Source organism: Streptomyces lydicus, assembly GCF_004125265.1.
In the GTDB taxonomy this organism is placed as follows: Bacteria; Actinomycetota; Actinomycetes; order Streptomycetales; family Streptomycetaceae; genus Streptomyces; species Streptomyces lydicus_C.
On record NZ_RDTE01000003.1, the window covers coordinates 2101539 to 2122632 of the forward strand.

1 protein-coding gene is annotated in these 21094 nt (G+C 74.6%); it reads right to left on the reverse strand.

Going from position 1 to position 21094, the window contains the following annotated elements:
* Window positions 1–20490: a non-ribosomal peptide synthase/polyketide synthase gene (locus tag D9V36_RS11825; protein WP_129293741.1), complete on the reverse strand. Its 20490-nt coding sequence runs from the start codon at window positions 20488–20490 to the stop codon at window positions 1–3.
* Window positions 20491–21094: the final 604 nt, after the last annotated feature.

Sequence of the window (21094 nt, forward strand, 5' to 3'; positions counted from 1 at the left end):
TCATATCTCCCAGTCCGAGGCCAGTTCGTCCTCGAACTCTTCAATCTCGCTCTGTGTGATCTCTATAAGCCCCACGTCGGTGGGGGTCAGACCACCCGCGTCGGGACGCTGGGCGTGGTCCGCCAGCGCGGTCAGCGCCTCGAACCAGCCGTCGGCGAGGGCACCGACCTCGCCCTCGGTGAGCACGGAGGCGGCGTACGTCCATGTCGCACCGAGGCGTGGGCCCTCGGGGCTCTCCTCGACGTACGCGTTGATCTCGATCTCATGTGCCAGCGGGGTCGCCCGGTCCTCGCCGTCGGGACGCGGGGCGTCGGAGGCCACCGACCAGTCGCCGCTCTCCCCGGGCACGAACCGGCCCAGGTAGTTGAAGCCGATCCCGGCGCTGCCGAGGCCTTCGAAGGCCGCGGCGGTCTCCGGGTTGAGGTAGCGCAGCAGCCCGTAGCCCAGGCCCTCGGACGGCACGGCCCGCAGCTGCTCCTTGACGTGCTTGAGGACGGTGCCCGCGGCGTGGCCGCCCGCGAACGCCTCGTCGAGGTCGACGCCCGCGGTGTCCAGGAGCACCGGGTACAGGGCGGTGAACCAGCCGGTGGTGCGGGACAGGTCCGAGACGCCCTCGCGTTCGCGACCGTGACTCTCCACGTCGATCAGGACGGACGCGTGGGCGTCGCGGCGTCTGCGGGCCTCGGCCAGGGCCAGGCCCGCGAGCAGTACGTCGTCCACGCCGGCGCCGACCACGGCCGGGGCCGTGGTGAGCAGATGCCGGGTGGTCTCGACGGGCAGTGCGCGACGCAGTCGCCGGGCGCTGCCGAGCACGTCGTGGGCCGGGTCCAGCGGGCGCGAGCCGAGCCGGGTCCGGCCGCGCCGCAATGTGCCGGTCCAGTGGTCGAGTTCGGCCAGGGTGCCTGGTGCGCCGGCGCGCTCCGCGGCCCGTGCGGCCCAGCGGCGCAGCGAAGTGCCGCCGGAGTCGAGCCCCGGATCGCTTCCTGCCGTGACGTCACTCCACGCACGGAACAGGTCGGGCAGCAGAATGCGCCAGGACACCCCGTCGATCGCCAGGTGGTTCACGGCGACCAGGAGCAGGCCGGGGCGCTCGCCGCGATCGAACCAGACGACTTCCACCATGGCCCCGTCGGCCGGTGAGAGCCGGCCGACGGCCGCCTCGCCCTGGACGCGTACCGCCTCGGTGAGTTCGGCTTCGGACAACTCGCCGGCGGCGACCCGGCGCACCCGGTCCCCGGCCCGGACCGCGTCCGGCGCGAGGACCTCGACGGCCCAGGTCGAGGCGTCACCCGGGTCGCCGACGGCGACCTTCAGCCGCAGACTGTCGTGGCGGGCGAGCACTGCGGCGATCACCGCGTGCAGCCGGTCCAGGTCGAGTTCGGCGGGCGCGTGCAGCACGGTCGTCTGGTTGAACCGGTCCAGCGGGACCTGCCGCTCGGCCAGCCAGTGCAGCATCGGCCAGGCGGGCAGCTCGCCGACGGGCTCGTCCGGTTCGGCCTCCTCGGGCTCCCCGGCCGCCGCGGCGGCGCGGGCCAGTCCGGCGACGGTCCGGTGAGTGAAGACGTCGGCACCGGTGATCCTCAGGCCCGCGCGGCGAGCCGCGCTGACCAGCTGGATGGCCATGATGCTGTCGCCGCCGAGGTCGAAAAAGGCGCTGTCGGCGTCGACTGACTCCTCGGGCAGGCCGAGGGTCCGGGCGAACAGCCCGGCCAGGATCTCCTCCTCGGCGTTCTCGGCCGCCCGGCCGCCGGCACTGCCGAACTCGGGGGCGGGCAGCGCCTTGCGATCGAGCTTGCCGGCCGCCGTCAGCGGCAGCTCCGTCAGTTCGACGATCGCCGCGGGAACCATGTAGTCGGGCAGGGTGCGCCCCAGGTGGGCGCCGAGCGCGGCGCGGTCGTAGCCGGGTCCCGCCACCGTGTACGCGACCAGGCGCTTGTCACCCGGCCGGTCCTCGCGGACGATCACCGCGCAGGCGCTCACCCCGGGTCCCACGGTGAGGGCCGACTCGATCTCACCCAGCTCGATACGGAAGCCGCGCAGCTTGACCTGCTCGTCAGCGCGTCCGGCGAACTCGACGAGTCCGCCGGCCGTCCAGCGGGCCAGGTCGCCGGTGCGGTACATCCGGGTGCCGGGCGGGCCATAGGGGTCGGCGACGAACCGGTCGCAGGTCAGGTCCGGGCGGTTCCAGTAGCAGCGGGCCAGGCCCGCGCCGGCCGCGTACAGCTCGCCGGTGACGCCCGGTGGGACCGGCCGCAGCGCGTCGTCGAGGATGTAGTGCCGCATGGCGTCCAGGGAGCGGCCGATCGGGACGCTGTGCGAGCGCGGGTCGAGCGCGTCCGGGTCGACGCGGTGGGACAGCGCCATCACGGTGACCTCGGTCGGCCCGTACGCGTTGACGACGCACAGGCCGGGGGCGTGCTCCAGGACTCGGCGCACGGCCGCGCCCGACACCACGTCACCTCCGGTGGCGACCTGACGGACGGCGGCGAACGCCTCCGGGATCTCCTGGGCAAGTACCCGGAAGAGTCCGGCGGTCAGGAACAGCGAGGTGATCCCGTGGTCCGCGATCAGCGCGCCCAGGTCCGCCACGTCGAGGTCTCCGGGCGGCGCCACGAGCACCTCGCCACCGCGCAGGAGCGGCACCCAGAACTCCAGGACGGAAGCGTCCCAGGCGTGCGGGGAGTGCAGCGGCACCCGGGCGGTGACACCGTCCCAGCACCGGTCGGCAGCGAGTTGGACGATGTCGCCGTGGCAGATGGCGACGCCCTTGGGCAGGCCGCTGGAGCCGGAGGTGAACATCAGGTACGCGAGCCGCTCCGGGGTCACCGACGTGGCGGGCGCCTCGGCGGACAGGGCGGAGACGTCCGCCTCCGCGTGCATCACAGCGGCCGTCGTCCCCAGGAGTTCGGCACGCTCGCGGCATGCCTCGTCGACGACGAGGAGCGGTGCCTGCACCTGGTCCAGCAGCCACACCAGGCGCTCGTCGGGGTTGGCCGGGCCGAGCGGCACGTAGGCACAGCCCGCCTTGACGATGCCGAGCAGGGTGACGGCCAACCACTCAGAGCGCTCCATCAGGACGCCGATCCGCGCCTCGGGGGCGACCCCGCGGGCCAGCAGGGCATGCGCGAACCGGTTGGCACGCGCGTCCAGTTCGGCGTACGTGAGGGTGGTGGCGCCGAAGGTGACGGCGGGCGCGTGCGGATGCTCGGCCGTCCTGCGGGCGATGGTCTCGACCAGGGTCGCCGGGGCCGCCGGGGCGGCGTTCTCCAGCCAGCTGCCGAGAATGTGCTCGCGCTCCGCGCCCACCAGGACGTCGTGGGAGGAGACCGGGTCCCCGGGCCGGGCAGTGAGGAGGTCCAGGAGCCGCACCAGGCGGCCGGCCAGCCGCTCAACGGTGTCCGCGTCGAACATGTCGGCGCTGTACTCGACGGCACCGCTCCAGTCGACCGGGGCGCCCTGTTCGCCGAGCCGTTCGGTCAGGGTGAAGGTGAGGTCGAACTTGGCGGCCGAGGGCGCGACCGGACGCGGCTCGACCGTGAGGCCGGGCATCCGGGCGGTCTCGGCCAGCGCCGCGCCGCCGGCGCTGTCCAGGCTCAGCGCCACCTGGAACAGCGGGTGGCGGGCGGCGGAGCGCTCCGGGCGCAAGGCCTCCACCAGCCGCTCGAAGGGCAGGTCCTGGTGGGCGAAGGCGGCCAGGTCGAACTCACGCACCCGGTCGACCAGTTCGGCGAAGCTCGGGTCCCCCGACACATCGGTACGCAGCACCAGGGTGTTGACGAAGAAGCCGACCACGTCGGCCAGCGATTCGTCGGAGCGGGAGACGACGGGCGAGCCGAGCGGGATGTCGGTGCCGGCGCCCAGCCGGGACAGCAGGGTCGCCAGGGCCGCCTGCACCACCATGAACGGGGTGGCCCGAAGCTCGCGGGCCACCCGCCCGACGCGCTCGTACAGCTCCTGCGGCACGGCGAAGGTGTGCCGCCCCGCGCGGTGCGGGCCGGTGGCCGGACGCGGCCGGTCCACCGCCAGCGGCAGCTCCTCCGGCAGACCGCTCAACGCCTGCTCCCAGAAACGGAGTTGGCGCCCCATCTCACTGTGGTCGCCGTCGCCGAGCAGCCCGCGCTGCCACAGGGCGTAGTCGGCGTACTGCAGGGGCAGCGGTTCCCAGGTGGGGGCGGTGCCGTCCAGGCGGACCGCGTAGGCGGTGGCCAGGTCCTTGGCGAGGACGGGCATGGAGGTGCCGTCGCCCGCGATGTGATGGACCACCACGAGCAGCACATGCTCCTCAGGTCCGACCTCGAACAGCCTTGCGCGGATGGGCACTTCAGCCGTCAGATCGAAGCCGGCGGCGGCGCCGGCCTCGAGCCGCTCGTCCAGGTCGTCCGGGCGCAGCCGCACGACGGGCAGGTCGACCGGGACCTCGGGCAGCACCCGCAGCCATGCCTCGGTGCCCTCCGCGCCCCGGTCGTCGACCAGGGTGCGCAGGCTCTCGTGCCGGGCCACCACGTCCCCGAGTGCGAGCCGCAGGCTGTCCGCGTCCAGGGGGCCGGTCAGCCGCAGCGCGATCGGGATGTTGTAGGCGGCGTCGAGGCCGCCGAGCCGGTCGAGCAGCCACAGGCGCTGCTGCGCGTGCGAGAGCGCGATCCGCTCAGGGCGCGGCCGTGCGGTCAGTGCGGTACGGCCGGTGGTCCCGGCGCCCGCGGCGCGGCGGGCCAGGGCAGCCGGGGTCGGCGACTCGAACAGGTCGCGCACCCCCAACTCCACGCCCAGGGCCGCCCGTACGCGGGTGACCAGGCGCATCGCCAGCAACGAGTGCCCGCCGAGGTCGAAGAAGGAGTCGTCCACACCGACCCGGTCCACACCGAGCACCTCGGCGAAGGCATCCACGAGGAGTTCCTCGGCAGGTCCCGCGGGTGCGCGTCCGGCGGCGCGGACGGCGGCCCGCGGGGCGGGCAGCGCCGCGCGGTCGAGCTTGCCGTTGACGGTCAGCGGCAGCCGGTCGAGCACGACCACCGCCGAGGGCACCATGTGCGTCGGCAGCGCCTCGGCGGCCGCCTCGCGCAGCCCGGCCGCGGCGGACTGATCCGCGGTGCCGTCAGTGACCACATACGCCACCAGGCGCCGGTCCCCGGGGGTGTCCTCGCGGACCACGACGGCGGCCTGGGCCACGGACTCCGTCGCGAGCAGCGCCGACTCGATCTCGCCCGGCTCGATGCGGAAGCCGCGCACCTTCACCTGGGAGTCGGCCCGGCCCAGGTGGTCGAGCGTGCCGTCGCCGCGGCGGCGTGCCAGGTCGCCGGAGCGGTACATCCGGGTGCCGGGCGCGCCGAACGGGTCGGCGACGAAGCGGCCCGCGGTCAGTGCCGGCCGGTGGGCGTAGCCGCGGGCCACGCCCGCGCCGGAGACGTACAGCTCGCCGACGACACCGGCCGGCACCGGCCGCAGCCGCTCGTCGAGGACGTGCACCCCGAGGTCGGGGATGCCGACGCCGATGGCCCCGGCCGTTCCCGCGCGCACCTCGGGCGCGCTCAGCGCGCGGTGGGTGACGTGCACGGTGGTCTCGGTGATCCCGTACATGTTGACCAGGACCGGGCTGTCGTCGGCGTGCCGCTCGTACCAGGGGAGCAAGCGGGCCGGGTCGAGGGCCTCGCCGCCGAAGACGACGTAGCGCAGCGCGAGGTCGGCGCCGCCCGCCTCCTCGTCGGCGCGGATCAGTTCGTTGAAGGCGGACGGGGTCTGGTTGAGGACGGTGACCCGCTCACGGCGCAGGAGGTCCAGGAACGCGGCGGGCTCCCGGCTGACGGAGTGCGGCACCACCACGAGCCGGCCACCGTGCAGCAGCGGGCCCCATAGCTCCCACACGGAGAAGTCGAAGGCGTAGGAGTGGAAAAGGGTCCAGGTGTCCTCGGCGCCGAAGCCGAACCAGTGGTCGGTGGCGTCGAACAGGCGCAGCACGTTGCGGTGGGTGACCACGACGCCCTTGGGGGTGCCGGTGGAGCCGGAGGTGTGGATGACGTACGCGGCGTGGCCGGCCATCGCGGCCGGCGCCGGGTCAGTGCTCTCGCGTCCGGCGAGGTCCTCGACGACGCTCTCGTCATCCAGGGCCAGCCAGGTCCCGTCGCCGCCGAGGGCGGTCACGGTGGCACGGGTGCCGACGGTGACCACCGGCCGGGTGTCGCCCAGCAGCAGGGCCACGCGCTCGGCAGGGTAGGCCGGGTCGACCGGCAGATAGCCGGCACCGGACTTGAGGACCGCGAGCACGGCCGCCACCAGGTCGGGCACCCGGGGCAGGGCGAGGGCGACGAACCGCTCGGGCCCTGCTCCCCGTTCGCGCAGCAGGGCGGCGAGTCGGTTGGCGCGGGCGTTCAGCTCCGCGTACGTCAGGGCGCTCACGCGCCCCTGCTCGTCCTCGCCGGTGACGGCGACGGCGTGCGGGCGGGCGGCGGCGGCCCGCTCGAAGCGGCGCACGATCGTGTCCCCGTCGGCGATCGGCGCGTACGGCCCGGCGGGCGTGTGGGCCCAGTCGGTCAGCAGCGAGTGCCGCTCGTCGTCGAGGAGCACGTCCAGGTCGGTGACCGGCCGGTCGGGCTCGGCGAGGGCGGCGCCCAGCAGCCGGACCAGACGCTCGCCCAGGCGCGCTGCGGTCGACGCGTCGAACAGGTCGGCGCTGTACTCCAGGTCCACCGCGATGCCCGCGGGGGCGTCGTCGACGGTGTACCGGGGGCGCAGATGCAGGACGAGGTCGAACTTGGCCGCCTCCACGTTCAGGCGCAGCGGCTGTACGGCAAGGCCGGGCAGGTCCGCCAGGGAGTTCAGGGCGCGTGTCTCGTCGTCGCCCCATTCGAGGACCACCTGGAACAGCGGGTGGCGGGCGGCGGAACGCTCCGGGCGCAGCGCCTCCACCAGCCGCTCGAACGGCAGGTCCTGGTGGGCGAACGCGGCCAGATCCGTCCGGCGTACCCGGGTCACGAGGTCGGTGAAGCTCGGGTCGCCGGACACGTCGGTACGCAGCACCAGGGTGTTGGCGAACAGGCCCACCACGTCGGCCAGCGCCTCGTGGGTGCGGCCCGCGACCGGGGAGCCGATCGGGATGTCGGTGCCGGCGCCGAGCCGGGACAGCAGGGCCGCGAAGGCCGCCTGCACCACCATGAACGGGGTGGCCTTCATCTCCCGTGCCGTGCGGGCGATTTCCTGGTGCAGGCCGGCGGGGACCGTCAGGCTGTGGCGGCCCGCACGGTGCGGTCCCGACGCCGGGCGCGGCCGGTCGGTGGGCAGCGTCAGCTCCTGCGGGAGACCGGCGAGCGTGCCGCGCCAGTGATCGAGCTGCCGGCCGAGCGCGGAGCCGGGGTCGTCCTCGGCGCCGAGCACCGACCGCTGCCACAGAGTGAAGTCCGCGTACTGCGGGGCGGCGCCGGGCCGTTCGGGGGTGTCGCCGGTGAGCCGGGCGCGGTAGGCGGCGACGAGGTCGCGGGCGAGCACCGGGACGGAGGCGCCGTCCCCCGCGATGTGGTGGACGACGATGAGCAACACGTGCTCCTCGGCGCCGACCGTGAACAGCTGTGCCCTGATGGGGAGATCGGTGCTCAGGTCGTAGGGCCGGGCGACGGCCGCGCGCAGGGCGCCGTCCAGTTCGCCCGGGTCGGCCACGGTCCGCTCCAGGGGCAGGCCGGCGACGACGATGCGCTGGCAGGGGCCCTCGGCGTCCTCGGCGATCAGGGTGCGCAGGCTCTCGTGCCGGGCCACCAGGTCGTCGAGGGCGGCGGCGAGTGCCGCCTCGTCGAGGGCTCCGGTCAGCCGCAGTGCCATCGGGATGTGGTACGCGGTGTTCGTGCCGTCGAAACGGTCGAGGAACCATTGGCGCTGCTGTGCGTACGACAGCGGCAGCCGCTGCGGGCGGGGCAGGTCACCGGGCGCCTCGGTGGCGCCGCGCGGGCCGTCGGCGGTGAGGCGGGCGAGCTCGCGGACGGTGGGTGTCTCGAACACCTCGCGGACGCCCAGCTCCGTGCCGAGGACCGCTCGGGCCCGGGCGACCAGTCGCATCGCGAGCAGGGAGTGCCCGCCGAGGTCGAAGAAGGAGTCGTCCACACCGACCCGCTCCACGCCGAGCACCTCGGCGAAGACCCCGGCGAGCAGTTCCTCCGCGGGGCTCGCGGCGCCGCGTCCGCCGCCCGCGTCGTAGCGCGGGGCGGGCAGAGCGGCCTGGTCGAGCTTGCCGTTGACCGTGACCGGCAACCGGTCCAGGGCGACGACGGCTGCCGGGACCATGTGGTCGGGGAGTGTCTTTCGCAGCCGGGCCCGCAGCGCCTCGGGCACCACCGTGGCGCCGTCGGCGGCCACCGCGTAGGCGACCACCCGGCGGTCGCCCGGCCGGTCCTCGCGGACGACGACGGCGCTCGCGGCGACCTCGGGGGCGGCCACGACGGCGGCCTCGATCTCGCCGGGTTCGATGCGGAAGCCGCGCAGTTTGATCTGCCGGTCGGCCCGGCCGACGTAGACCAGCTGTCCGTCCTCGCGCCAGGAGACCTGGTCCCCGGTGCGGTACATCCGGGTGCCCGGCGCGCCGAAGGGGTCGGCGACGAACCGTTCGGCGGACAGGGCGGGACGGTCCAGATAGCCACGGGCCAGGCCCGCGCCGGTCACGTACAACTCCCCCACCACGCCGACGGGGACGGGCTGCAGGTGCGCGTCGAGGACGCGGACCCCGAGCCCCGGCAGGGCCGTGCCGACGGGCGGGACCCCGGAGCCCGACAGCGGGGCGCTCATGGTGGCGCACACCGTCGTCTCGGTCGGACCGTACGCGTTGATCATGCGGCGTCCGGTCGACCACTCCTCGGCGACCTGCGGCGGGCACTGCTCACCGGCGACGGCAAGACTGCGCAGCGTCGGCAGGTCCTGCGGCGCCAGTTCGCGCAGGGCAGCGGGCGGCAGGGTGGCGTGGGTGACACCGTGCTCGGCGACGGTGCGCGCCAGCGGGAGTCCGGGCAGCAGTTCCTCGCGGGCGGCGAGGATCAGGCGGGCGCCGGCGAGCAGGGTGACGACCGTCTCGGAGACGAAGGCGTCGAAGCTCGGCGAGGCGAACTGAAGCACCCGGCTGTCCGCGTCGACGTCGAACCCGGCGCGCTGGGCGCGGGCGAGCCCGGGGATGCCCTCGTGGGTGACGACAACTCCCTTGGGACGGCCGGTCGAACCGGAGGTGTAGATGACATACGCGGCCTGCTCGGGGCGGATGTCGCGGACCAGGCCCTCGCCGGACAGGTCGAGCCCGTCCAGGTCCATCCGGGGCAGCCCGGTCTCGGGCAGGACGGTGTCCGAGGTGGTCAGGATCAGTTCGGGCGCGGCATCGGACAGGGTCTGCGCGATGCGCCCGGCCGGGTGGGCCGGGTCGACCGGCACGAAGGCACCGCCCGCGAGGGCGACCGCGTGCAGGGCGACCACGAGGTCCACCGAGCGCGGCAGCACGATCGCCACGCGCTTCTCGGTGTCCACCCCGGCGTCGGCCAGTGCGCGGGCCAGCACCCGGGCCCGGCCGCTCAGTTCTCCGAAGGTGACGGTCTGCTCGCCGGCGCCGAGCGCCACGGCGTCGGGCGTGCGGCGTGCCTGGTCGAGGAAGAGTTCGGGCCAGGTACGCGGGTCGGTGACGTCCGCCGGGCCGGCGCCGAGCGCGAGGAGGGCGACCCGGGATGCGGCGGTGTGCCCGCTGATCCGGCCGACCGGGGTGGTGGGCTCGGTGACGACGGCCCGCAGCAGATTCGGCAGCAGGTCGGCGATCTGCCCCATCCGCTCGTCGCTCAGCACGTCCGGGCGGTGGTGCAGGCGCAGCCGCAACCCGTCCGCGACCGGGCTCGCCTCCAGGGCGAGCGCGTAGTGGGTGACGGCGTGGTGCGCGACCTGGCCGGCCTGGAGCCCGGCGCGGCGGGCCACCCCCGCCAGTGCCGCCACGTCCAACGGGTAGTTCTCGAACACCATGGAGGTGTCGAACAGTTCGCCGTGCCCGGCGGTGCGCCGGATGTCGACCAGGCCGAGATGGTGGTGCTCGACCAGGCGCGCCTGGTCGAGCTGGAGGCGGCGGGCGAGGTCGCCGACCGGCTCGTCGGCGCGCAGGGCCGCGCGCAGCGGCACGGTGTTGACGAAGAGACCGACCATGTCGGCCGCGCCCGGCAGATCGGCGGGACGGCCGCTGACGGTGGTGCCGGTGACCACGTCGTCCCGGCCGGTGAGCCGGGCCACCAGCAGCAGCCAGGCCGTCTGGACGAGGGTGTTGGGGGTGACGCCGAGGCGGCGGGCGGCGGCCTGGACGTCGAGCCCCTCGACGGTGAGGTCGAGCCGGCCGGGTTCCTGCTCGTGTGGGGCCGGGCCGGTGGCGAGCAGGGTGCCGCCGTCCAGGCCGGCCAGGGCCTGGCCCCAGGCGGCGTGCGCGGCCGCGCGGTCCTGGCGGGCGAGCCACGTCAGGTGCTCGCGGTGCGGGCGGACCTGGGGCAGCGGCTCGCCCAGGTAGTGGGCCATCAGCTCGCGCATCACGATCGGCATGGACCAGCCGTCGCGGATGCTGTGGTGGGCGGTGGTGATCAGGGTGTGCCGGTCCCCATGGGAGGCGAGGGTCCAGCGCATCAGCGGTCCGGTGGCGATGTCGAACCCGCGCCGCCGGTCGGCCGCGCAGAGGGCGTCCAGCTCGCCCGCGCCGGCCACCTCGGCCTCGGTGAAGTCGACTCGGGGAGCACGGAGCACCACCTGTACGGGCGTGCCCTGCGAGGTGCGGCGGAACGTGGCGCGCAGCGCCGGGTGGCGACGCTGCACCTCGGCCGCGGCGGCACGCAGCCGGGCGGGGTCCAGCGGGCCGGTCAGCTCCACGCGGAGCTGGGAGATGTACGGGTCGTCCGTGCCGTCGCCGTACTGGTGGTGGAAGAGGAGGCCCTCCTGGAGCGGGGTGAGCGGCAGCAGCTCGGCCACGTCACCGGCCGCCTCCAGCTCCCGTATCTCCGTCTGCTCCAGGGGGACCAGCAGGTCGGACGGGGTGTGTCCGCCGGCCTCCGGGTGCTCGCCGTGCGCGGCGAGGCCGCTCAGCGCGCCGGCCCACAGCTCGGCCAGGCGGGCCGCTTCGGCGTCGGGGACCAAGGCGCGGGCCCAGGTCCAGGTGGCGACGAGTTCCGGTCCCTCGGGGCCCTCGTGGGCCGCGACGTTGACCTCGACGGTGTGCGAGAGCGGGACGTCCGGGGCGTTGTCGCCGCCCACCGCGGCCAGTTCCCAGCCGGGGGCGAGTGCCCCGGCCAGGCTCACGCGGCCCAGGTAGTTGAAGCCGATCTGTGCCTCGGGCAGCTGCCCGAACTCCGGCGCGGTGCCGGAGTCGCAGAAGCGGACGAGACCGTGGCCGATGCCTCGGCGCGGGGTGGCGCGCAGTTGTTCCTTGACGGCACGCAGGGCGTCACCGGTCGCTTCTGTTCCGTCCAGGACGGCACGCGGGTCGGCCGCCTCGGTGTCGAGGCGTACGGGGTGGGCGACGGTGAACCAGCCGACGGTGCGGGCGAGGTCGGCGCCCGGTACCAGGTCCTCGTGCCGGCCGTGGCTCTCGATGTCCACGAGCAGACCGGCCCGGTCACCGCGCCACAACGGCAGGGCGGCGGCGAGCGCGGTCAGCAGGACGTCGTCCGGGCCGGCGTGGAAGGCCGCGGGCAGGTCCTCGAGCACGGCGCGGGTCATGTCGGCGGGCATCCGCTGAGTCAGGCGTCCGGCGTCACCGCGCAGGTCGAGGGCGGGGTCGAGGCGCCGGGGGCCGATCAACGGGTCGTCCGCGGCGAGCAGTTCGCGCCAGTGGTCGGCGTCGTCGGCGGGGAGCGCGGTGAACGCGCGGGCCCACTGGGCGAAGGAGGTGCCCACGGGCGCGGGGTCGGGCCGGCCGCCCTCGGCGAGATCCTGCCATGCCTGAGCGAGGTCCGGCACGATGATCCGCCAGGAGACGCCGTCGACGGCCAGGTGGTGCACGATGAGCAGCAGTCGCCCGGCGTGCTCGGTGCCGCGGTCGAACCAGACGGCGCGCAGCATGCGTCCGGCGGCCGGATCGAGGCTGTCGCGGGCGGCGCCGGTGTGCCGGGCGGCCAACGCGGTGAGTTCCTCGTCGCTCGCGTCCGCGCGGGCCTCGACCCGGGTCAGCAGGGAGTCGGCGAGAGCCGCGGGGCCGTCCGCCCCCACGGGTGCGACGGTGAAGCCGTCGGCGTCCGCGACGCGCATCCGCAGCGCCTCGTGCCGCTCCAGGACGGCGCCGAGGGAGGCCGCCAGCTGCTCGCGGGTGGTCGGGGGCAGGGTCAACGTGACGGACTGGTGGTACTGCGCGTACCGGCCTCGTGTGACCAGGCGGCGCATCAGGGGAAGCAACGGGGCCTGTTCCGGGCCCTGTTCGGCGGTCTCGGGGGAGGCTGCCGGTGCGTCCTTCTCGGCCAGCGCCGCGGCGAGGCGGGCCGGCGTGCGGTGCTCGAAGACGTGCCGCGCCGAGAACCTCAGACCCGCCGCACGCGCACGACCCACCAGCTGGATCGACATGATGCTGTCGCCGCCCAGCGCGAAGAAGTCGTCCTCCACCCCCACGTCCGCACGCCCCAGCACCTGCCGGAACAGTCCCAGCAGACGCTCCTCGGCGGCGCTGGAGGCGGTGCGGTGTGCGGTGCCCGTGGTGAGGGCGGGCTCGGGCAGGGCCGCCCGGTCCACCTTGCCGTTGGGGGTCAGCGGCAGCTCGTCCAGGACCACGAAGGCGGCGGGCACCATGTACTCGGGCAGCGCCGCACGCATCCGCCCCTCGGCCTCGGCCACGACGGCGGCCTCTGCGGCGCCGGGTGCCACGAGGTAGCCGACCAGGCGGGGTCCGCCGGCGGAGCCGCGCACGGCCGCGGCGGCACGGGCCACGCCGGGCACGGCCTCAGCCGCGGCCTCCACGTCGCCCAGTTCGATCCGGAAACCGCGCACCTTCACCTGGTCGTCCACCCGGCCCAGGTACTCGACGGTGCCGTCCGGGCGTTGCCGGGCCAGGTCGCCGGTGCGGTACATCCGGCCGCCGGCGGGGTCGAACGGGTCGGCCACGAAGCGGTGCGAGGTCTGGCCGGGCAGCCCGAGATAGCCGCGGGCCAAGCCCTCGCCGGCGAGGTACAGCTCACCCCTCGCACCGGGGCGCACCGGCCGCAGTCCGCTGTCGAGCAGGTGCACGCGCGCATACGGGAAGGGCCGGCCGATCGGCACCGGTCCGTCGGCGACCGGCTCGCCCGGCTCGATCCGGAACTCCATGACGTTGACGGTCGCCTCGGTGGGACCGTACGCGTTGATCACGGTCGCCTCGGGGTGCGCGGCCCGCCACGCGGTGAGCATCTCGCCGCGCAGTGCCTCGCCGCCGAGCACGAGGGTCCCCGACGGTGAAACCTCCTCGGGCAGGGTGTCGAGCAGGCGCAGATGGCTGGGCGTGCCCTTGAGGAAGGTGGGGCGTGCGGCCGCGAGGGCGTCCGGGAGTTCGGCCACGTGCACCTGGCCGCCCGCGACCAGCGGGGTGTACAGGCCGGTGACGGTGAGGTCGAAGGACACCGAGGTGTGTGCGAGGGCGAGGCCCGCCACGTCCGGATAAGCGTCCGCGGCCCGGGCCAGGTAGGCGCCCAGGGCCCGGTGTTCGACCACGACGCCCTTGGGGCGGCCGGTGGAACCCGAGGTGAAGATGGCGTAAGCGGCGTCCTCGGGCCGGGGCATGCGGCCGGGCGCGTCGGCCTCGGCGTCGGTCGGCCGCACCGTGGGCAGGCCCCCGGGTACGAGCCGCGGATCGGCGGTGACGGCCAGGGCCGGGGCGCTGTCCTGAAGGATCACGGCGATCCGCTCGGCCGGGTAGGCCGGGTCCACCGGCACGTAGGCGGCGCCCGACTTGAGCACGGCGAGCAGCGCGACCACCAGGTCCACCGACCGCGGCAGCAGCACCGCGACCAGCCGGCCGGGCCCGGCGCCGTGCGCGATCAGTTCGGCGGCCAGCGCGTTGGAGCGGCGGTCGAGCCGGCGGTAGGTGAGGGTTTCGCCGTCGGCGAGCACGGCAGGCGCGCCGGGGGTACGGGCCGCCTGCGCGGTGAACAGCTCGGGCAGGGTGGTGGCGGCCGGGGCGGGCTGTGCGCGGCCGCGGTCCGCCGGTGCCGCCTCGCCGGTCCTGGCGAGGCGGCCGAGCGGTGTCGCGGGCGCGGCGGCGAACGCGCGCAGGGTCGCGAGCAGCTCCGCGCCGGCGGCCAGCGCGGTCCGGTCGCTCACCAGCTGCGGCTGGTGGCGCACGCGCAGCCGCATCCGCTCGCCCGGTTCGACGACGACGCTGATCGCATAGTGGCTGCCGTCGCGGACCCGGGCACCGGTCAGGGCGAGCCCGGCGTCCTGCGCGGCGGCGGTGATGGCGGCCAGGTCGAGCGGGTAGTTCTCGAAGCTGAGCAGGGTGTCGAAGAGTTCGCCCATGCCCAGGGCGCGCTGGATGTCGCCGAGCGCGACGTGGTGGTGGTCGAGCAGCGTGGACTGCTCGCGGCCCAGCCGCGCGGCGAGGGCGTCCAGACTCTCGGCCGGATCGAGCCGTACCGCCAGCGGCACGGTGTTGATGAACAGGCCCACGAGGTCTTCCGCGCCGGGCAGTTCGGCGGGCCGGCCGGCCACGGTGACGCCGAACAGCGCCTCGTCACGGCCGGTCAGTCCCCGCAGTACGACCGCCCAGGCGGCCTGCACGAGGGTGTTGACGGTGACGCCGGTGCGGCGGGCGACGTCGGCGAGCCCGGCCGTCTCCCGCGCTGTCAGCAGGTGGTCCTGGCGGACCGGCTCCAGCACCCGAGCGCCGTGCTCCGTCGCGACCCGCGAGGGCTCGGTCACCTCGGCGAGCGCGGCCCGCCACACCTGCAGCGAGGTCTCGGTGTCGGTGCCGGCCAGCCAGGCGAGGTGGTCGCGGTAGCGGGCCTGCTCCCCGGTGGACGCTACGGTGCCCGTGGTCCCGGCGTACTCGGCGAACAGGTCCCGGGCGACGATCGGCAATGACCAGCCGTCCACCACGATGTGATGCAGAGTCAGGACCACCGACGCCGTGCCGTCGGCGCGGCGCACCGCTGTCGCCCGTACCAGCGGCGGGCGGGACAGGTCGAAGCGGGTGGCGCGGTCCTCGTCGAGGAGCGCGCGGAACCCGGCGTCGTCGGCGACGGACACCTCCCGCACGGGCACACTCGGCGCCTCGTGCACCAGTTGCACCGACCGCTGGTCCTCGGTGGTGCGGAACCCGGCGCGCAGCGCCTCGTGCCGCAGCAGCACCCGGTCCAGGGCGGCGCCGAACCGCGCCGCGTCGACCGGAGCGGCGAAGTCGAGGACCACTTGCAAGGTGTAGGGGTCGGCGTCGAAGTCGTCGAAGGCATGGTGAAAGAGCAGCCCCTGCTGGTTGGGCGAGAGCGGCAGCACGTCCGACACCCCGGGCTCGGCGGCGAGCCGCTCGCCCTCCTCGGTGGTGACGGGCAGTGTGATCCGCCGCGGGGTGCGGTCCGGCTCGTGCGCCGTGCACACCTCGGCGAGCGCGGCCACGGTGCGCCGCTCGAACATGTCGCGGAAGCCGAACGAGACACCCTGTGCGCGAGCCCGGCTGAGCAGCCGGAAGCCGAGGATGCTGTCGCCGCCGAGCGCGAAGAAGTCCTCGTCGACACCTACCGTGTCGAGGCCGAGCACCTCCGCGTACAGCGCGCACAGCAGTTCCTGAAGTGGGGTCCGCGGCTCCCGGGAAGCGGCACCGGCGATGACCGGGACGGGCAGCGCGCGCCGGTCGATCCCGCCGCCGGGGGCCGGCGGGAGGGTGTCCAGGGTGACGAGCACGGACGGGACCATGTAGTCCGGCAGGTCCGCGGCGACGGCGTCCCGCAGGGACGAGGGGGCGATCGCGGCACCCCGGCGGGGCACCACGTAGCCGACCAGACGGCGCTCGCCGGGGGTGTCCTCGCGGACGACGACGACGGCGGCACGCAGCACGTCGTCGTGGGCCGCGAGCGCGGTCTCGACGTCGGCCGGATCGAACCGGAAGCCGCGCAGCTCGACCAGGTCGCCCCGGTCCTCGCCGTCGGCCGGCTCGCAGTCGGACACCAGGGCGCCGACCAGGGTGCCCGGGGCGTTCGCCAGCCGGGCAAGGGTGTCGCCGAACCGGTCGAGGAGCGACTGGGCGGCGGTCGGCGTGAACAGGTGCGGGCGGCAGACGAGCCGGGCGGTCAGCCGCTCGCCGGGGACGGCGGTGAGGGTCAGCGGGTAGTGGTTGGTGTCGGTGACGTCGGCGTCCCCCACCACCAGGCCGCTCTCCCGGGCCACGGCGTCGAGAGCGGCCAGGTCCACCGGGTAGTTCTGGAAGGCGACGACGGTGTCGAAGAGGCCTGCGACGCCCGCCGCCCGCTGTACCTCGACGAGCGGCAGGTACTGGTGGGCGAGGAGGTCGGCCTGGTCGTCCTGGACGGCGCGGGCCACCTCGGCCAGGGTCCGGTCCGAGCCCGGACGGGCGCGCAGGGGCACGGTGTTGACGAACAGTCCGGCCATCTCGCTCGCCCCGGGCACCTCGGCGGGGCGGCCCGCCACGGTGATACCGAACACGACGTCGTCCTGGCCGGTCAGCTCACGCAGTGCGACCGACCAGGCGGCCTGCACCATGGTGTTGACGGTGACGCCGAGGCCGCGGGCGCTTTGCTCCAGGCGCTTGGTGGTGTCGGTGTCCAGGCTGCTCTCGAGACGTACGGGCTCCTGCGCCCGGACCGCGCCGGCGCCGCCCACCAGGGTCGGGCGGACCCCGGAGAGGGCCTCGCCCCACGCGGCGGCGGAGCGCCGGTGGTCACGGCCGGCCAGCCAGGCGAGGTGGTCGCGGTAGGGCCGGGGGTCGGGCCCCATCGGGCCGCCCTGGTAGGCGCGCAGCATCTCGGCAAGGAGGATCGGCACCGACCATCCGTCGAGGACGAGGTGGTGGCAGGTGACGACGAGCCGATGCCCGTCGTCGAGGCGCAGCAGGGCGGCGCGCAGCAGTGGCGCGGCGGCGATGTCGAAGGGTTCGCCGGCCTCGGCGCGCAGCACCGTGTCGAGTTGGTCGGCGCGCCCGCGCAGGTCGTGCAGGCGCCACGGGACGGCGGCCCGTCGGCGTACCGCGAGCACGGGCCGGCCGACCCCCTCGTGAAGGATCCCCGAACGCAGCACGGGGTGGCGGGAGACGACGGTGTCGAGGGCGGCGCGCAGCCGCTCGGGGTCCACCTCGCCGGTCAGGTCGAGGCCGATACGGACGGTGTAGAGGCCCTCGGCCGCGTCGGTGGTGAGGCTGTGCACCACCAGGCCCTCCTGGAGCGGTGTCAGCGGCAGCACCTCCTGGAGGTCGGGGTCGGCGGACAGCGCGGCCAGTTCGTCCTCGGGCAGCGGCGCGGGCAGCACGGCCACCGCCGCGTCGCCGTCCGTCGGCTCGCCGAGCGCGCAGGTGGGGGCGAGGCGGGCGACGGTGCGCGCCCTGAACAGGTCACGGATCGCCACGGTGAGTCCCTCGCGGGCGCCGCGGGAGACGACGCGGGTGGCCGAGAGCGAGGTGCCGCCGAGCGTGAAGAAGTCGTCGTCGACGGTGACGGATTCCAGGCCGAGCACCTCGGCGTAGAGCCGGCACAGCCGCTCCTCCAACTCGGTGCGCGGGGCCCGTCCGCCGGGCAGCGAGACCCGCACGGGCGCGGGCAGGGCCCGTCTGTCGAGCTTGCCGTTGGGGGTCAGCGGCAGCGCGTCCAGGACCACCACGGCACCGGGGACCATGTACTCGGGCAGCCGCTCGGCGAGGTGGGCGCGCAGGGCCGGTGAGTCGCCCTCCGGGGTGACGACGTAGGCCACCAGGCGCTTGTCCCCCGGCCGGTCCTCGCGCATCAGCACAGCGGCCCGCTCGACCGGCGGATGGGCGAGCAGCGCGGCCTCGATGTCGCCGAGTTCGATACGGAAGCCGCGCACCTTGACCTGGTGGTCGAGGCGGGACAGGAAGGTGAGGGCGCCGCCCGCCTCGACCCGCACCAGGTCGCCGGTGCGGTACATGCGGGCGCCAACGGGTCCGTAGGGGTCGGCGACGAAGCGCTCGGCGCTCAGGCCGGGCCGGCCCCGGTAGCCACGGGCCACACCGTCACCGGCGATGTACAGCTCGCCGCTGTAGCCGGCCGGCACCGGGCGCAGCGCCGTGTCGAGCACGTACACCCGCGTGTTGAGGACCGGGGCGCCCAGCGTCACCGGCCCGCCGTGCCGTTCGACCGGTGCGGTCATCGACCAGACGGTGGTCTCGGTGGGGCCGTACATGTTGGTGACGCCCGCGGCGTGCCCGGACAGCAGGTCGGCCAGGACCTGCGGGAGGGCCTCACCGCCGGTCAGCACGCGTACCTTGGCGAAGACCTCCGGACGGGTCTCGATCAGCGGCTGCCACAGGCTGGGGGTGGCCTGGACGACGGTGATCGCCTCCCGTTCGACGAGGGCACGCAGGGCGTCCGGGTCGAGCACCTCGTCGCGGCTCGCGAGCACCACGCGGGCACCGGCGAGCAGCGGCTGGAAGATTTCCAGGACGGCGATGTCGAAGCTCACGGTGGTGACGGCGAGCAGCCGGTCCTCCTCGCCGACCGGCACGGCCTCGGCCATCGCGGCAAGGAAGTTGTCCATGGCCGCCCGATCCAGGACCACACCCTTGGGGCGGCCGGTGGAACCGGAGGTGTAGATGACGTACGCGGCGGACCGGCCGTCCTGCGGGCGGCCGAGCGGTCCGGAGTCGGCGGCAGAGAAGTCCACCGCGTCGAGCATCAGGGTGGGCACTCCGTGCGGCGTCTCGGTGCCGGAGTCGGTGACGAGCAGTTCGGGGCCCGCGTCCTCCAGGATCATCGCCCGGCGGTCGGCGGGGTGTTCGGGGTCGATGGGCAGATAGGCGCCGCCGGTCTTCAGGATGGCGAGCAGGGTCACGATCAGGCCGGCGGTACGTGGCAGTGCCACGCCGACCACCCGCTCGGGGCCGATGCCGCACGCGGCCAGCCGGTGCGCCAGCAGGTTGGCGCGGGCGTCCAGCTCGGCGTAGGTGAGCGTCTCGTCGGCGCGCAGCGCCACGGCGTCGGGGCGCGCCGCGGCCTGCCGCTCGAACAGCTCGACGAGAGTGCCGGGGACCTGCCCCGCGGTGTCGTTGGGAGCGTGCAGCAGCTCGTCGGCGCTTGCCGCATCGAGCAGTTCGGCCCGGCCTACGGGGGCGTCCGGGGCGGCGGCCAGCGAGGTCAGGAGGGTGAGGAACCGCTCCTGGTGGGCGCGCAGCGCTTCCTCGGAGTACAGCTCGGGGTTGGCCGCGAACTCCAGGCGTACGGCACCGTCGCCGGGGTCGCCGTACGTGGCCACCGCCAGGTCGGCGACCGGGCCGTTGGACAGCTGGCGGGGCGTCAGGAGCTGATCGCCGAAGCGGACGCGGGCGTCGAAGGACATGGCGTTGACGGCCGTGCCGAACAGCGCGGCGTCGGTGCCGGTGAGGTCGCGGGCCTGGTGCAGCTCCTCCCGGCGGAACCGCTGCGCGCGCAGCAGTGCGCCCAGTTCGGTGCGGACGGTGGCGACCAGTTCGGTGAAGGAGCCGTCCGGAGTGACGGTGACCCGCAGCGGCAGGTCATTGGCGAGCATCGACGGGGTCGCCAGCGCGGCCGGGGTGCGGCGGGCGGCCACGGGGATGCCCAGGACCACGTCGTCGACGGAGAGCATCCGGTGGTGGTAGACAGCGGTGGCGGCGGCGATCACGGCAGGCCAGTGCCCGGCCGCGGTGAGCGCCGTGGTCAGTTCGGCGGGCAGGTCGGTGTGCCGGCGCAGGGCGCGGGGGGCCGGGCCGGCCGCACCGTCGGCGAGGGTCTGGCGCTGCTCCGCACCGGCGAGACGCTCCAGGAGGAAGTCCCGGTCGCTTGTGTGGTGCGGGGAGTCGCGGTACGCGCGCTCCTCGGCGAGGAGTTCATCGAGCCCGCGGCGACGGGCCGGTGGGGGCTGTGCACCGGCGAGCAGCGCGGTGTAGATCCGGGCCAGGCGGTCCAGGTAGCGGGTCTGCCCGAAGCCGTCCAGGACGATGTGGTGGTAGCGCAGGTAGAAGAAGTGCCGCTGGTCGGAGTGGACCAGCAGGGCGTGCCGGAACAGGGGGCCGGTCTCCAGGTCGGCGAGCGTGGCGAGGTCCCGGTCCATCCAGGCACGGGCGGCGGCCTCCGGGTCGGTCTCGGCGCGCAGGTCCACCAAGTCCACCGGGGCGTCCACATCCGTCCGGACGATCTGGAACACGGCACCGTCGTCACCGAACCGGGACCGCAGGGTGTCGCTCTCGGCCACCGCCTTCCGCACGGCCCGGCGCAGTACGTCGATGTCGAGGGGCAGGGAGTCGAAGTGGACGGCGCACTGGTAGAGCGGGCTCTCCGGTTCCAGTCGCTGTGCCACCCACACCCCGAGTTGAGCGGCGGTGACCGGCAGGCGGACCTCATTGCGAACTTCGGAAAGTGCCAACCCACTCAGCTCCCAGAACGGTGTACCCGGTGCGGACCACAGCGGAGGCGTCGGCCCACGACGGCGCGGCGCTCCGGGCGGAGGATCTCCTCGCCGCCTATCTGGCCCCTATAGGCGGCTCGCGTCCCCCGTTGAGCGCCCCGGCCAGCGGGCTCCCGCCCGCGGCGTGTACAGCGCTGTCGTTGAGGCGGACGGTCTCTGCTGGGCACGGCATGACGTCACCGAGCCACTCTGCCGGGGGTCTTGCGTGACCGGCTCGTTTGCCTTGTCGTCGGTCTGGCTCCGATACTGGGACCGGCAACTGCCGCCAGGTTCATCGAGCGCCCCGACCCCGCCATCCGCGAGGCAGCCGAACGCACGGTCAGTGCGGCTGCCGATCCGGGCGGCCCGCAAAAGACAAGTCCGGCAGCCGGCAAACAACCCGAGAGCCCGCGAGTGCCCTCCGACGATGAGCTGAGCGGCCGCTCCGACCCTCGTGCGGAGCTAGCCAGGTTTCTGCCGCTGAAGGGACGTGCGGCCTACAACGCCACCAAGACTCTGACCGTACTTCTCACCGAAGTACGAAGCAGCTGCGCACCAAATTGACTTCACGCGGGTGTGGGCG